Below are 13,946 nucleotides of genomic sequence, written 5' to 3'. Positions count from 1 at the left end.
GTTAGTCGGCTAACATCAACTCCAGTGGCTTATAGCCATCCACCTGCATTGCGTCTTCGGAGGCCGAGACTAGAGTAACAATCGGATCCAATAACAAGTCGCAGTTGGACTTACCAAGAGAAGCAACATGGATGGCGCTTATTCTCAAACACCGGAAAGCAGTTCGGTTCTGTTGGTCGTAGACGACTATCCGGAGAACCTCATCAGCATGCGGGCCTTGCTGTCCCGCCAGGATTGGCAGGTATTGACCGCCAGTTCAGGGATGGAAGCCCTGAGCACCTTGCTCGAGCACGAGGTCGATCTGGTCCTGCTCGACGTGCAGATGCCTGAAATGGACGGTTTCGAGGTTGCCCGCCTGATGCGCGGCAGCCAACGCACGCGTTTGACCCCGATCATTTTCCTGACCGCCAACGAGCAGTCCGACGCCGCCGTACTCAAGGGCTATGCCAGTGGCGCTGTGGACTACCTGTTCAAACCGTTCGACCCGCAGATCCTCAAGCCCAAGGTCCAGGCCCTGCTGGAGCAGCAGCGCAACAGGCGCATGCTGCAGCGGCTGACCCGTGAACTGGAGTCAGCGCGGGCATTCAACGCCTCGATCCTGGAAAATGCCGCAGAGGGCATCCTGGTGGTGGACGAAACGGGTTGCATCGGCTTCGCCAACCCGGCCATCTCACGCCTGCTCGATGCGCCGGTGGACAAACTGCAAGGCGCGCACATGCTGGACCTGATCCAGCTCCCCTGTGCCAACCTGTGGCACGAGTCGGACTTCTACCAGGCCTATCTGCGGCGGCAGATCTTCCGTGTGCACGATGCCCAGCTGCGCACCCTCGGTGGCCAGCTGGTGCCGGTGGCATTGTCATGCGCGCCGCTGCCCGCCGAACAGAAGGCCATGGTGGTGACGGTGCTGGACATGTCGGTGGTGCGCAGCCTGCACCAGCAATTGGAGTACCAGGCGGTGACCGACCCGCTGACCGGGCTGCTCAACCGTCGTGGCTTCTACCAGACCGCCGAAAGCGCGTTGCTGCGCAACGAGCGTTCGGACAAGGCCAAGGCCCTGATGTACATGGACCTGGACGGCTTCAAGCGGATCAACGACCTGCTCGGCCATGAGGCCGGCGACAAGGTCCTGCGCTGGGTGGCCGACCAGCTCAAGGAGTGCCTGGGCAGCGAGGCGCTGCTGGCGCGTATGGGCGGCGACGAGTTCACCGCGCTGTTCGACGGCCTGCCGTATCCCGAACAGGCCGGCCGCTATGCTGAAAAGCTGTTGGAGCGCATGTCGAGCTTCCAGCAGGTGGATGGGCTCGAGGTCAACCTGGGGGTGAGCATCGGCATCGCCACCTACCCCGACTGCGGCGCCAACGTGGAGGGCCTCTTGCGCGCGGCCGATGCGGCGATGTACGCGGCCAAGCAGGCCGGTCGCCAGCAGTACCGCTTCTACGACCAGGAACTCAATGGCCGCGCCCGCTCACGGCTGATGCTCGAGGACAGCGTGCGCACGGCCATCGAGCAAAATGATTTCAGCCTGGTCTACCAACCCCAGGTGGCTTTCGCCGATGGCCGGCTGCGCGGCTTCGAGGCGTTGTTGCGCTGGCAGCACCCGAGCGTCGGCGACGTGCCGCCCGGGCTGTTCATCCCGTTGCTGGAAGAAGCTCGCCTGATCAACCGCCTGGCCAGCTGGATCTATCGCAAGGGCGCCGCGCAACGCAATGCCTGGAGCGATCGCTTTGGCTCGCAGCTGGTGCTGGGCATCAGCCTGAGCCGCGCCCAGTTCACCATGCCCGGGTTGGTCGATGAACTGGCCCAGGTGATCGACAAGCATCAACTGCAACCCGCCCAATTGGAGGTGGAGGTTGCCGAGACCTCGTTGATGTACAACATCGACGCGGCGGTGAAGCAGGTGCACCGCTTGCGAGAGCTGGGCATTCGCGTGGCGCTGGACGATTTCGGCGCTGGCGACTGCTCGTTGCGCATGCTGCGCGACCTGCCTATCGACACGCTCAAGCTCGATCGCCACCTGGTCGCGCGGTTGCCGGACTCGGCGGCGGATATCGCCTTGGTGCGCAGCGTCATCGACCTGTGCGCGGCCTACGACATCACGGTAATCGCCGAGGGCGTCGAGACCCGGGCCCAGGCCGAATGGCTCAAGGGCGCCGGTTGCGCCTACGTGCAGGGGTTTCTGGTGGCCCGGCCGCTCACCGCCGACGCCGCTGGCGATTTCCCAGCGTTTTTCCCATGGGCGTCGTGATTGGCTAAACTCGCGTCTTCTCGTTCCGAACGTCTGCCATGACCGCCCTACGTTACCTGCAAGCCTACCCGCCGCATCTGCAGGAACAGGTGCGCCAGATGATCGCCAGCGATCGCCTGGGCGACTACCTGCGCCAGCGCTACCCCGAACGCCATGACGTGCAGAGCGACAAGGCCCTGTACGGCTATGCCCAGGAGATCAAGCAGCAGTACCTGCGCAGCGCGCCGCCGCTGGACAAGGTCCTGTTCGACAACCGCCTGGACCTCACCCACCGTGCGTTGGGCCTGAACACGGCGGTATCGCGGGTGCAGGGCGGCAAGCTCAAGGCGAAGAAGGAGATCCGCGTCGCCTCGTTGTTCCGCGAGGCAGCGCCGCAGTTCCTGCGCATGATCGTGGTGCATGAGCTGGCGCACCTGAGGGAGCGCGATCACAACAAGGCCTTCTACCAGCTCTGTCAGCACATGGAGCCGGACTACCATCAACTTGAATTCGACCTGCGCGTCTACCTGACCTATCGGGAACTGCCGGGCAACACCTGAGGGACAAGCACCCCATGACCACGGAAGTGAGCAAGACCCGTAGCAGCTTCTACCGTCGCCTTTACGTGGCCTGGCTGATCGACAGCCAGACCGCCACCAGTGTGCCGGCGTTGATGGAAGCCACCGGCATGCCCCGGCGTACCGCCCAGGACACCATCGCCGCCCTGGCCGATCTGGACATCGTCTGTGAGTTCGAGCAGCAGCTCGGTGCGCGCAACCATGCCGGGCACTACCGTATCCGTGACTGGGGGGCGATCGACAAGCAGTGGATCATCCAGCACCTGCGGCAGATCCGTGACGTGTTGGGCTACCCATGAGCATCGCGGGGCAAGCCCGCTTCCACGCTGAACAGTGGGCGCAGCCTTGCCCCGCGACAATGTCCTCAGCCCTTGCGCATGCCGATATGCGGAATATCGTCCTCAAGGTATTCCTCGCCCACCACCTCGAAGCCATGGCGGTTGTAGTAGCCCTGCAGGTGCGCCTGGGCCGACAGGTATACCGGCGTCTCCGCCCAGCAGTGCGCCGCGCACTCCAGTCCCTTGAGCAGCAGTTGATGCCCCAGCCCACCCCCACGTGCCGACGGGGCGGTCACCACCCGGCCGATCACCACGTCGCCATTGTGTGATTGCGGGTCGAGCAAACGCAGGTAGGCCACCAGTCGGTCCCCGTCCCAGCCCATCAGGTGTAGGGTATCGCCTTGCAGATCAAGCCCGTCGACTTCCTGGTAGGCGCATCGTTGCTCGACCACGAACACCTCGGTGCGCAGTTGCAGGATGGCGTAGAGTTGTTCCATGGCGAGGTCGCCATGGTGCTTGCAAATCCACTCGATGGACATGGGGGAGGACTCCTTCGGTTGACCGGCGATCATCGCAAATCCAGGCGGTCACGACGAGGGAGAATGACGCCGTCCAGAATTCGGCCAAAATAGAGGCTAAATGACATTATCGTCCGCTGTCGCCAGGATTTGGCTTGTGTAATCTGCAACCTCTGTTGCTAGTAGAGATCGCCGTCACCAGCGTGGGCCCCCAACTTCGAAAGGATTTGAGCATGCGGCCACTGCTTTGCGTTCTTGGTTTACTTGGGCTGCTGTGTGCGGGGCCTGCCCTGGCCCATGGCAAGCTGCGGCTGGTGGCCGACAGCTGGCCGCCTTTTACCGACACCAGCATGCCCGGTGGCGGCCTGGCCACCAGCATCGTCACCACGGCGCTGACCCGTGCCGGCTACGCCACCGAGTTCGAGGAGGTGCCCTGGGCCAGGGCGCTGATGGGCGTGGGCGAGGGACGCTACGATGTACTGATCAATGCCTGGTACAACCAGGAGCGCACCCTGATCGGCCAGTTCTCCGCGACCTACCTGGTCAACCGTATCCGCCTGCTCAAGCGTGAAGGCGAGGCTTTTGCCTATGCCCGCCAGGCTGACCTGTACCCTTACACCATTGCCGTGGTGCGCGACTACGCCTATTCCCCCGAATTCGACAGCGACGAACGCCTGAACAAGGTGCTGGTGCGCAACTTTTCATCGGCGGTGCGCATGCTGGCGGCCGGGCGGGTGAACCTGGCGGTGGAGGATGAATACGTGGCGCGCTACAACCTGCAGCGCGAGCCGCAGACGGTGCGCGAGGGCGTGGCCTTCGTCGACCCGCCGCTGGGCGAGAACAGCCTGCACATCCTGGTAAGCCTCAAGCACCCGGAGCACAAGAAGATCGTGGCGCGTTTCGAAAAGGCCATCGCCACCATGAAGGCCGACGGCAGTTACGCCCGCCTGATGCGCCAGCATGGTTTCTGAGCCCGCTCTTGGTGTGGGAGTGGGCAATCAGGCGGGTTGACCTTCCTTGATCAGATGCCCGGCCAAGGTCCGCAACGGCCCCAACTGCCGGCAGATCAGCGCCAATTGCGTCTGCACCAGGCGCTGATGCTCGTCCAGCTCCTCGGGCATCTGCTCCAGCGCGTTGGCCAGCGCCTCCTCGGCGTCGCTGTGGATCGCCACCGGCAAGCGTGCCGCCAGGCCATTGGCGATCTCGTCCAGGCTGCTGGCCAGGCTCCGCCCGGCACCATCGATCAACTGCTCGTGGACTTCGGCCGGCAGCGCAGTGTCGCGGTGCGCGCCCAGCCCCGAGAGGTAGCTCAGCAAGGTATGTGACAACACCAGGAAGCGGAAGCCGACGTCGGCCTCCTTACGGAAATGTCCTGGCTCCATGAGCATGTTGGCCAGGGTGGTCGACAGCGCCGCGTCGGCATTGTGCGCATTGCGCCGGGCCAGGCGGTAGGCCAGGTCGTCACGTTTGCCATGGGCGTATTGCTGCATGATCTGGCGCAGGTATTCGCTGGCGCAGGCGAGGGTGTTGGCCAGCACCTTGTTCAAGCGCCGTCCCTGCCAGTCGGGCAGGAACAGGAACACCGCGAGGATGGCGATCAGGCTGCCGACCAGGGTATCGAACAGGCGTGGCAGGAACAGCCCGTAGCCATCGCCGATCTGGTTGAAGCAGAACAGCACCATCAGGGTGATCGCCGCCGTGGCCAGGGTGTAGCGGGTGGTGCGGTTGACGAAGAACACCACCCCTGCGACCACCGCGAACAGCGATTGGACGATCGGGTTGGGGAACAGGTCGAACAGCGCCCAGCCCACGGTCAGGCCGATGGCGGTGCCGATGATCCGTTGCACCAGTTTGCGCCGGGTCGCGCCATAGTTGGGCTGGCAGACGAACAACGTGGTGAGGATGATCCAATAGCCCTGGGTCGGGTGGATCAGGTGAACCATGCCATAGCCCACCGACAACGCCAGCGACAGGCGCAGGGCGTGGCGGAACAGCAACGAGGTGGGTGTCAGCTGGGTGCGCAGGCGTTTCCACACATCCTTGAAGTTGCGTGGCGAGCGGTCGAGCAGGCTGCTGTCGCTGGCATCGGCCAGGCTGTCCGGGTTGCTGGCGGCGCTGAGCAGCCGGTCCAGCGTGGCCAGGTTGGCGGCCAGCGCCCGCAGCGAGCGCAGCAGGCTGCGCCAGGCTGGGTTGTTCTGGGTGCGCAGGTGCTCCAGCGAGGCGTTGAGGTCTTCCAGTGCCTCGGGGTAGCCGCTGGCCAGCACGAACGGCTGGCGCAGGCGGATCGAGCGCGCCAGCTCCTGGCAGGACGAGCCCTGCTTGCGCAGCAGGCGCTGGCAGCGGAACATCACGTCGCTATGGAAGAACGCCTCGGTCAGGCCATTGTACGGATAGTGCGAGGCGCTGACCCGCTCATGGATGTCCTGGGCCAGGAAGTACAGCTTGAGGTAGCGGCTGACCTTGGAGTTGGGCTGGCTGTTGCCGACCCGGTGCAGGATGATCTCCTTGGCGGCGTTGAGCGCGGCCACTACCTTGCCATTCTGCTTGGCCAGCTCCAGGCGCGTGGCCTCGACATCGAGGGTGCGGACCGGCTCGAACAGGCTGGCCTTGAGCTTGAGGTAGCTGCCCAGCTCGTAGAACAGCCTGGCCAGGCTCTGTTGCACCGGCTGGTTGGAAAACAGCGCCTGCCACAACACCGACAGCAGTCCGTACCAGGCCGCACCCGTCACCAGCAGCAACGGCTCGTGCCAGAAATCGCTGACCTCTCCGCCGCGCTGGTCGACACCGATCATGGTGTAGACCGACAGGATCAGCGTGGCCGAGGCGATCGCCCCATAGCGTTCGCCCAGGGCCCCGAGCATGGTCAGGGAGAACGCCGCCAGGGCCAGGGCGATTGCAAAGACCCAGGGGTAGGGGAACAACAGCTCGACCGACAGCGCGGCAATGGCGAAACAGCCCAGGGTGACCAGCAGGGCACTGAGGCGGCCCTGCCAGCCATCGTCGGTCTCGGCCAGGGCGCTGGCGATGATGCCGAGGAACAGCGGGATGAGCAGGCTCATCTCGTTCTGGTACCAGCACCAGGCCATGCTGCCGGTGAGGGCGATGGTCACGCGGATGGCATAGCTGAACTTGTCTTGGCCCCACAGGCGACGCAATGAATGGCGGAACGAGCTCGATGACATGATGGCCTGCTGGGCAGTATTCGAAAAAGAATCTCTGGGGCCTCATCGCGGGGCTTGTCCCGCGATGGTTTCGCACCCTTCACAACACAGGACCAGCAAGAAGCGTTCCGTGCTGCTGAATGGATTCTACTCTACACGAACTGCGCCGCTGCGTTGGCCGAAGCCCAGGCCCACTGGAAGTTGAAACCGCCCAGATGCCCGCTCACGTCTAGCACTTCGCCGATGAAGTACAGCCCAGGGCTCTTCAGCGATTCCATGGTTTTCGAAGACACTTCGCGGGTATCCACCCCGCCCAGGGTCACTTCCGCGGTGCGATAGCCTTCGGTCCCCGCCGGAGCCACCTGCCAGGCCGCCAATTTTTCGGCGACTTGCGCCAGTTCCGCAGGGGTGTATTGCTTCAGCGGCTTGGACTCGAACCACTGCTCGGCCAGCAAGTTGGCCAGCTTGCGGGTGAATACCTCGCCCAGCACGGTCTTCAGCTCGCTGTTGGGACGCTCGGCTTGTTGGCCTTGCAGCCATTCCAGGGCGTCGCGATCAGGCAGCAGGTTGATCTCCACCGTGTCGCCGGCTTCCCAGAAGGACGAGATCTGCAGGATCGCCGGCCCGCTCAGGCCACGGTGAGTGAACAGCAGGTTCTCGCGAAAGCTGGTGCCATTGCAGCTGGCGATGCAGTCCAGCGAGGTGCCGGACAGCTCGGTGCACAGTGCCTTGAGCTGGGGCTCGGTGATGGTGAACGGTACCAGGCCGGCTCGGGTCGGCAGCAGTTCGTGGCCGAACTGGCGGGCGACCTGATAGCCGAAACCGCTGGCGCCGAGCGTCGGGATCGACAGGCCACCGGTGGCGATCACCAGCGACTGGCAGGCGAATGGGCCGGCGCTGGTCTGCAGGCTGTAGCCGGCCTCGGTTTTTTCGATCTTGTCGATGCTGGTGTTCATGCGCAGATCGGCGCCGGCCTGGTCGCACTCGGCCAGGAGCATGTCGAGGATGTCGCTGGACTTGTTGTCGCAGAACAGCTGGCCGAGTTTCTTCTCGTGGTACGGCACGCCGTGCTTGCACACCAGCTCGATGAAGTCCCACTGGGTGTAGCGGGCCAATGCCGACTTGCAGAAGTGCGGGTTGTGCGAGAGGAAGTTGGCCGGCTCGGTGTACATGTTGGTGAAGTTGCAGCGCCCGCCGCCGGACATGAGGATCTTCTTGCCCGGTTTGTTGGCGTGGTCGAGCACCAGCACCCGGCGCCCGCGCTGGGCGCTGAGCAGGGCGCACATCAGGCCGGCGGCGCCGGCGCCGAGGATGATCACGTCGGTGGAGTACACAGTGTTACCTATTCAATAGCTGGGGCTGCACAGCAGCCCCAAAAAGACTTCAGACGATACGGACTTTCAGCGCGCGACCCTTGATCTTGCCGCTGTTCAGCCGCTGCATGGCCTGTTTGGCCACCGCCCGCTCCACAGCCACGAACGCGACGAAGTCAAAGATGGCGATTTTGCCCACCTGCTTGCCCGGCAACCCGGCGTCGCCGGTCAGCGCGCCGAGGATATCGCCCGGGCGCAGCTTGTCCTTGCGCCCGGCGGCGATGCACAGGGTGGTCATCGGTGGCAGCAGCGGCTCGCCGCCTTTGCTTTTGAGGCTGTCCAGCTGTTCCCAGCGCAGCGGCTGCTTCTGCAAGTCTTCGATGGCCTGGGCGCGATGGCCTTCGGCCGGTGCCACCAGGCTGACCGCCACGCCTTTCTCGCCGGCACGACCGGTACGGCCAACGCGGTGCACGTGGATCTCGGCATCACGCGCCAGTTCGACGTTGATGACCATGTCCAGGCCATCGATGTCCAGGCCGCGGGCGGCCACGTCGGTGGCCACCAGCACCGAGCTGCTGCGGTTGGCGAACATCGTCAGCACCTGGTCGCGGTCACGTTGCTCCAGGTCGCCGTGCAGGGCCTGGGCGACGATGCCCTTGGCGGTGAGGTGGGCAACCACGTCCTCGCACTGCTGCTTGGTGAAGCAGAACGCCACGCAGGACTGTGGACGGTAGTGGCCGAGTACACGGGTCACGGCGTCCAGGCGCTGCTGAGCGTCGATCTCGATGAAGCGCTGTTCGATCTGGTTGTCGCTGTGCAGCGCCTCGACCTTGACCTGCTGCGGCTGGCGCATGAAGGCCTTGGCCAATTGCTCGATGCCGGCCGGGTAGGTGGCCGAGAACAGCAGGGTCTGACGGCGTGACGGGGTCTTGCCGATGATGCTGGCGATGGCGTCGAAGAAGCCCATGTCGAGCATGCGGTCGGCTTCGTCGAGCACCAGGGTGTTGAGCCCGTCGAGGACCAGTGTGCCCTTGTCCAGGTGCTGCTGGATGCGCCCCGGCGTGCCGACGATGATGTGCGCGCCGTGCTCCAGCGAGGCGATCTGCGGGCCGAGCGAAACGCCGCCGCACAGGGTGAGGATCTTGATGTTGTCCTCGGCGCGGGCCAGGCGGCGCAGTTCCTTGGCCACCTGGTCGGCCAGCTCGCGGGTTGGGCACAGCACCAGGGCCTGGCAGCCGAAGTAGCGCGGGTTGATCGGGTTGAGCAGGCCGATGCCGAAGGCGGCGGTCTTGCCGCTGCCGGTCTTGGCCTGGGCGATCAGGTCCTGGCCCTTGAGGATCACCGGCAGGCTCTGGGCCTGGATCGGGGTCATCGAGGCATAGCCCAGGGCGTCCAGGTTGGCCAGCATGGCAGCGGACAGCGGGAGGGTGGCAAAGGCGGTGGTTTCAACGGTCACGAGGCGGGCCTGCGGTGCGAAGCGAAAAATGTCGCACAGTCTACCAGCCTCGAAGCCATTCGCCCTACGACTCCACGTGCTCTTCCGGACGACGGGCGCGCCTTCCGTCTGTCGGCGCCAGTTGCAGGAAGATCGCCGCCGCCAGCATGGCCATCACGCCGATGGTGACGAAGGTCAGCTGGAACGCCCCCAGGGTGCTTTCCACGCCTTCGGCGCTGCCGGCCGCGGTGAAACCACCGAGCAGCGCGCCGGCGCAGGCCACGCCCAGGCTCAGTGACAGCTGCGCGACCACCGACAGCAGGCTGTTGCCGCTGCTGGCGCTGGCGTCGTCGAGGTCGATCAGGGTCACGGTGTTCATCGCTGTGAACTGCATTGAGTTCACCGCGCCCAGCATCGCCAGCTGCGCCAGCAGCAGCGCATACGGCGTCTGTTCGTCGACCAGCCCCAGGCTGGCCAGCAGCAGGCCCAGCAGCAGGGTGTTGCCGGTGAGCACGATGCGGTAGCCGAGGTGCTCGATCAGCGGCCGGGCGACCGACTTGGCGAGCATCGCCGCCGCCGCCAGTGGAATCATGCTCATGCCGGCCTGTGCCGGTGAATAACCCAGCGCCACTTGCAGCAGCAACGGCACCAGGAAGGGCAGGGCGCCGCTGCCCAGGCGGGCGAACAGGTTGCCGAGGATGCCGATGGCGAAAGTGCGTACGCGGAATAGTGACGGCGAGAACAGTGGCTCCGGGTCGCGCCCGGCGCGCAGCCAGTAGGCGGCCAGGCAGGCCATGCCGGCGAACAGCAACAACATTACCCGCAGGTGCGGCAGGTGCAGTTCGCCCAGGCCTTCCATGGCGATGGTGATCAGTACCATCGCCGCGCCAAACAACAGGAAACCCGGCCCGTCGAAGGTGGTGCGCTCGGCGCCGCGCAGGTCGGGGATGAACCTCCACACCGCATAGCAACCCACGGCGCCCACCGGCAGGTTGAGCAGGAAGATCCAGTGCCAGCTGAGGATTTCCACCAGCCAGCCGCCCACGGTCGGGCCGAGCAGTGGCCCGAGCAGGCCGGGGATGGTGATGAAGCTCATGATCCGCACCAGTTCGCTGCGCGGGTAGGCGCGCAACACCACCAGCCTTCCCACGGGCAGCATCAGTGCGCCGCCCAGGCCTTGCACCACCCGGGCGAAGATCAGGAAGCCGAGGCTGTTGGCCATGGCGCACAACAGCGAGCCGAAGCTGAACAGCAGGATGGCGCTGAAGAAGATGCGCTTGGTGCCGAAGCGGTCGGCGATCCAGCCCGAGGCCGGGATCAGCAAGGCCACGGTGAGCATATAGGCGATGATCACCCCCTGCATGCGCAGCGGGTCCTCGGCAAGCGACCGGGCCATGGCCGGCAACGCGGTGTTGAGGATGGTGCCGTCGAGCGATTGCATGAAGAAGGCGATGGCCACCACCCAGGGGATCCAGCGGGCGGTGACGGGGTCCAGCGGGGCACGGTCGGGCATGGGTTACCTCAATGTCCTGTGTTGCCGGTGCTGGCCTCATCCGGCACGCCGGCTCCCTCAGGGGCAGTGCATGCCGGCCACTGTGGGAACTGGCTTGCCAGCGATGAGGCCAGTCCTGTCGATCACAATGTCAGGGTCAGGCCTTTGACCAACGCCCCGGGCAGATGACTCGACCCGGTGCTGCGCTGCCCGTAGGTGCTGGTCGACAGGATCATCTCGCGCTCCTGGGTCAGGTCCTCCAGCTGGTTGCCCAGCAGGTTGTACAGGCTGTCGTCGAAGCGCATGGTGCTCACCGGGCCCTGGATCTGCCCGTTCTCCACCCAGAAAGTGGCGAAGCGGGTCAGCCCGGTCATGCGCGCCGCCGGCAGGTCCGAGTAGTTCAGGTACCAGAGGTTGCTGATGTAAAGGCCGGTGCCCAGACGTTCGAGAATCTGCTCGACGGGCAGGTTGCCCGGCGCCAGGCTCAGCGCGCAGGGCGACTCGTAGCTGTCGGCGCCATTGGCCTGCTGGCCGAATTCGACGGCGCTGCGCGCACTCACCAGTCGCTCCAGCGCCCGCCCTTCACCGATCAGCAGCAGGTCTCGGCGCGGCGAGCCCTCGTCGGAGAAGGCCGGACTCAGCGAGCCGCTGACCTGTTCGCTGAAGCTCACCAGTGGGCTCAACTGCGCGTCGCCGTTGTACAGGCGCTGCAACGGGCTGTTGCCAGTGGCCAGGGCTTGTGCCGAGAAGCCTCCCCAGCACAGCATGCCGGCGATCTCGTCCATCGCCGCCGGCGCCAGGTAGGCGCGGTAGCTGCCGGGCTTGAGGGTGACGGCCGGGCGCCCCAGGTGCGCCAACTGTTCGCGAGCCTGACACAGGCGTGCGGCAAAGGTTTCGCCGCGCCAGGCCTGCCCTGCGTAGTTGGCTTTGACGGCTTGGCCGTTGGCGTGGAACAGGCTCCAGTCAACGTTGAAACTGTTGGCTTGGTGCCAGCCAAAGGCGCCGAACGAGCTGGCGAAGCCGCGGCAGATGGGGCCGGCGGCATAGATGCCGACTAGGTCCAGGTCGCCGGCTCCACGCTCGACCAAGGCCAGCACCTCGTCCAGCTCGGGCAGTGGCTGCTCCTGCAGGCTATGGCTGTGCCAGGCGCTGTCGTCGAGGTTCAGGTAGGGATCCACAGCCAGCAGCGGCAGGGTCTGGCGCAGTTGCGCCAGGGCATTGTGCAGGCGCTGGCGGTCCAGCTCTGAATCGTCGCCCAGGGTGATCTGTTGCTCGGCCTGGCGCCCGTCGCGGACTAGCCGCAACTGCACGCTGGCCTGGCTGACCAGCCCGGCCTGGCGCACCTTGGCGTGGTTGAAACGCACGAACTGCGAGTGCTCGGCGCTGTAGCCCAGGGTGAACTGCTCACCGGGCTGCATGGCGGCGTTCAGGCCATCGAGCAAGCTTTCGAAACGTTGCTGGTAGACGGTGCTCATCAGGCGTCCCCTCCGAATACGTCGATCTGGCGGAACACGCACGCCGGCGAGGCGTGGCCGACCCGCACCACCTGGTTGGGCTCGCCTTTGCCGCAGTTGGGCGTGCCGAGTACCTGGAAGGTACTGCGGTCACCGACCGCCGAGAGGTTGCGCCAGAAGTCCGCGGAGATGCCGCGATAGTTCGGGTTCTTCACCACGCCCTTGAGTTCGCCGTTCTCGATCAGTTGGCCCCACTCACAACCGAACTGGAATTTGTTGCGCGCATCATCGATGGACCAGGAGCGGTTGGTGCGCATCAGGATGCCGTGCTCGATGCCGGCGATCAGTTGCGCAAGTGTCTGGTTGCCCGGCTCGATATTGAGGTTGGCCATGCGGTCGATCGGCGCGCGGTTCCAGCTGCAGGCGCGGCTGTTGGCCACGCCGTCCAGGCCCGAACGCTGTTGCGACAGGGCGCCGCCCAGCGGGCGCACCAGCAAGCCATCGCGGATAAGGAACTGCTTGCTGGCCGGGGTGCCGTCGTCGTCGAAACTGTAGCTCGCCAGTTCTTCGCCTATGGTCGGGTCGAAAGTCACGTTGAGCAGCTTCGATCCATAGTGCAGGTGGCCGAAGTCGCTGGTTTTGACGAAGCTGGTGCCGGCGTAGTTGCGCTCATCGCCGAGAATGCGGTCCAGCTCCAGCGGGTGGCCGATGGATTCGTGGATCTGCAGCATCATCTGGTCGGGCATCAGCAACAGATCACGCTGGCCGGCCGGGGTGTTCGGTGCCAGCAGCAGTTGCAGCGCCTCGTCGGCCACCCGGCGGGCCGCGCCGACCAGGCCGCAGCGCTCGACCACTTCGAAGCCGCCTTGCTGGCCGAAGTTCTCCCGGCCCAGGCTGCGGCTCTGGCTGTCCTGGCCGTCGCTGGCGGTGACGGCCAGGCCTGGGTAGATGAAGCGCTGGGCGTGACGCAGCTCGGCGCCGGCGGAGTTCAGGTAGGTCTGTTCGACCACACTGAAGCCCAGGCTCGCCTGCCAGTCCACCAGGCGCTCGTCCCTGGGCACGCTGGCCGATTCGGCGGCGAGCAGCTCCAGGCAGTCGGCGAGGTTGGGCAGGGACTGTTCGAAATTGGGCGAGACATGATCGTGACGCCCGCTCGGGGCGGCTTGGCCGCTCAGGTCGAGCAGGCTGCTGGCCTTGATCCGCCGGGCGAGTGCCTCGGCCTGTTCCAGGGCGCGTTGCAGGCCTGCCTGGGACAGGTCGGCGGTGGCCGCGTAGGCCTCGACGCCATTGACCCGCACAGTGAGCATGGCGCCTTCGTCCTGGCTGAAGAAGGGCGGCTCGGCGACGTTGCGCCGTACTGACAGTGACTGGTGCGATTGCTTCACATGGCGAAGCGAAAACAGTTCGGCCGTGCTGCGCAGCGCGGCGAAGCGCTGGCGCAGCAGGGTGCTGGAGTCGAACATGGGAAACCTCCGTGTGCGCGGTGGCTCCCC

11 protein-coding genes are annotated in these 13,946 nt (G+C 65.3%); 4 read left to right on the top strand and 7 right to left on the bottom strand.

The genetic code is table 11. From position 1 onward, the window contains the following. The first annotated feature begins 127 nt into the window (after window positions 1-127). From AC3WL2_RS00940 to AC3WL2_RS00930, 3 genes are read left to right on the top strand one after another with little or no spacing between them, the layout of a single operon-like run. Window positions 128-2,245, top strand: a complete 2,118-nt coding sequence (locus AC3WL2_RS00940) for a putative bifunctional diguanylate cyclase/phosphodiesterase (protein WP_046853949.1) — start codon at window positions 128-130, stop codon at window positions 2,243-2,245. Window positions 2,246-2,283: 38 nt separating this feature from the next. Beyond that, on the top strand, window positions 2,284-2,784 hold the full coding sequence (locus AC3WL2_RS00935; RefSeq protein ID WP_023631708.1) for a M48 metallopeptidase family protein: 501 nt from the start codon (window positions 2,284-2,286) through the stop codon (window positions 2,782-2,784). 14 nt (window positions 2,785-2,798) lie between these two features. Next, window positions 2,799-3,101 carry a winged helix-turn-helix domain-containing protein gene (locus AC3WL2_RS00930; protein ID WP_102682213.1) on the top strand — a complete coding sequence of 101 codons (303 nt, stop codon included), beginning with the start codon at window positions 2,799-2,801 and terminating at the stop codon, window positions 3,099-3,101. A gap of 65 nt (window positions 3,102-3,166) precedes the next feature. Here the strand turns inward: AC3WL2_RS00930 and AC3WL2_RS00925 are convergent, their stop codons facing one another. Beyond that, window positions 3,167-3,619 (bottom strand): GNAT family N-acetyltransferase, encoded by a 453-nt coding sequence (locus AC3WL2_RS00925; RefSeq protein WP_102682212.1) that lies wholly within the window; start codon window positions 3,617-3,619, stop codon window positions 3,167-3,169. A 212-nt stretch (window positions 3,620-3,831) separates the two neighbouring features. On the opposite strand from AC3WL2_RS00925, the gene AC3WL2_RS00920 reads away from it, so the two are divergent. Continuing rightward, window positions 3,832-4,569, top strand: a complete 738-nt coding sequence (locus tag AC3WL2_RS00920) for a substrate-binding periplasmic protein (RefSeq protein WP_102682211.1) — start codon at window positions 3,832-3,834, stop codon at window positions 4,567-4,569. 27 nt (window positions 4,570-4,596) lie between these two features. On the opposite strand, the gene yccS is transcribed toward AC3WL2_RS00920, so the two are convergent. From yccS to AC3WL2_RS00890, 6 genes are all read right to left on the bottom strand, one after another. Then, on the bottom strand, window positions 4,597-6,780 hold the full coding sequence (gene yccS / locus AC3WL2_RS00915; protein WP_102682210.1) for a YccS family putative transporter: 2,184 nt from the start codon (window positions 6,778-6,780) through the stop codon (window positions 4,597-4,599). 131 nt (window positions 6,781-6,911) lie between these two features. Further along, on the bottom strand, window positions 6,912-8,093 hold the full coding sequence (locus AC3WL2_RS00910) for a BaiN/RdsA family NAD(P)/FAD-dependent oxidoreductase (RefSeq protein WP_102682209.1): 1,182 nt from the start codon (window positions 8,091-8,093) through the stop codon (window positions 6,912-6,914). 49 nt (window positions 8,094-8,142) lie between these two features. After that, window positions 8,143-9,480 (bottom strand): ATP-dependent RNA helicase DbpA, encoded by a 1,338-nt coding sequence (dbpA, locus tag AC3WL2_RS00905; RefSeq protein ID WP_250888476.1) that lies wholly within the window; start codon window positions 9,478-9,480, stop codon window positions 8,143-8,145. 112 nt (window positions 9,481-9,592) lie between these two features. Next, complete coding sequence (mdtD, locus tag AC3WL2_RS00900) at window positions 9,593-11,020, bottom strand: multidrug transporter subunit MdtD (protein WP_102682207.1); 1,428 nt, start codon at window positions 11,018-11,020, stop codon at window positions 9,593-9,595. Between the two features lie 122 nt (window positions 11,021-11,142). Continuing rightward, window positions 11,143-12,474: a TldD/PmbA family protein gene (locus tag AC3WL2_RS00895; RefSeq protein ID WP_102682206.1), complete on the bottom strand. Its 1,332-nt coding sequence runs from the start codon at window positions 12,472-12,474 to the stop codon at window positions 11,143-11,145. Continuing rightward, window positions 12,474-13,916: a TldD/PmbA family protein gene (locus AC3WL2_RS00890; protein WP_102682205.1), complete on the bottom strand. Its 1,443-nt coding sequence runs from the start codon at window positions 13,914-13,916 to the stop codon at window positions 12,474-12,476. The genes AC3WL2_RS00895 and AC3WL2_RS00890 overlap by 1 nt, the downstream gene beginning before the upstream one ends. Window positions 13,917-13,946 lie beyond the last annotated feature (30 nt).

It is taken from the genome of Pseudomonas sp. FW305-96 (genome assembly GCF_058783825.1).
This window is presented reverse-complemented; position numbering and strand designations above follow the sequence as displayed.

Excerpts from the sequence above, each read along its gene's own strand:
- AC3WL2_RS00940 (WP_046853949.1), top strand. The coding sequence starts at position 128 with ATGGATGGCGCTTATTCTCAAACACCGGAAAGCAGTTCGGTTCTGTTG.
- AC3WL2_RS00935 (WP_023631708.1), top strand. The coding sequence starts at position 2,284 with ATGACCGCCCTACGTTACCTGCAAGCCTACCCGCCGCATCTGCAGGAA.
- AC3WL2_RS00930 (WP_102682213.1), top strand. The coding sequence starts at position 2,799 with ATGACCACGGAAGTGAGCAAGACCCGTAGCAGCTTCTACCGTCGCCTT.
- AC3WL2_RS00925 (WP_102682212.1), bottom strand. The coding sequence starts at position 3,619 with ATGTCCATCGAGTGGATTTGCAAGCACCATGGCGACCTCGCCATGGAA.
- AC3WL2_RS00920 (WP_102682211.1), top strand. The coding sequence starts at position 3,832 with ATGCGGCCACTGCTTTGCGTTCTTGGTTTACTTGGGCTGCTGTGTGCG.
- yccS (WP_102682210.1), bottom strand. The coding sequence starts at position 6,780 with ATGTCATCGAGCTCGTTCCGCCATTCATTGCGTCGCCTGTGGGGCCAA.
- dbpA (WP_250888476.1), bottom strand. The coding sequence starts at position 9,480 with ATGCTGGCCAACCTGGACGCCCTGGGCTATGCCTCGATGACCCCGATC.
- mdtD (WP_102682207.1), bottom strand. The coding sequence starts at position 11,020 with ATGCCCGACCGTGCCCCGCTGGACCCCGTCACCGCCCGCTGGATCCCC.
- AC3WL2_RS00895 (WP_102682206.1), bottom strand. The coding sequence starts at position 12,474 with ATGAGCACCGTCTACCAGCAACGTTTCGAAAGCTTGCTCGATGGCCTG.
- AC3WL2_RS00890 (WP_102682205.1), bottom strand. The coding sequence starts at position 13,916 with ATGTTCGACTCCAGCACCCTGCTGCGCCAGCGCTTCGCCGCGCTGCGC.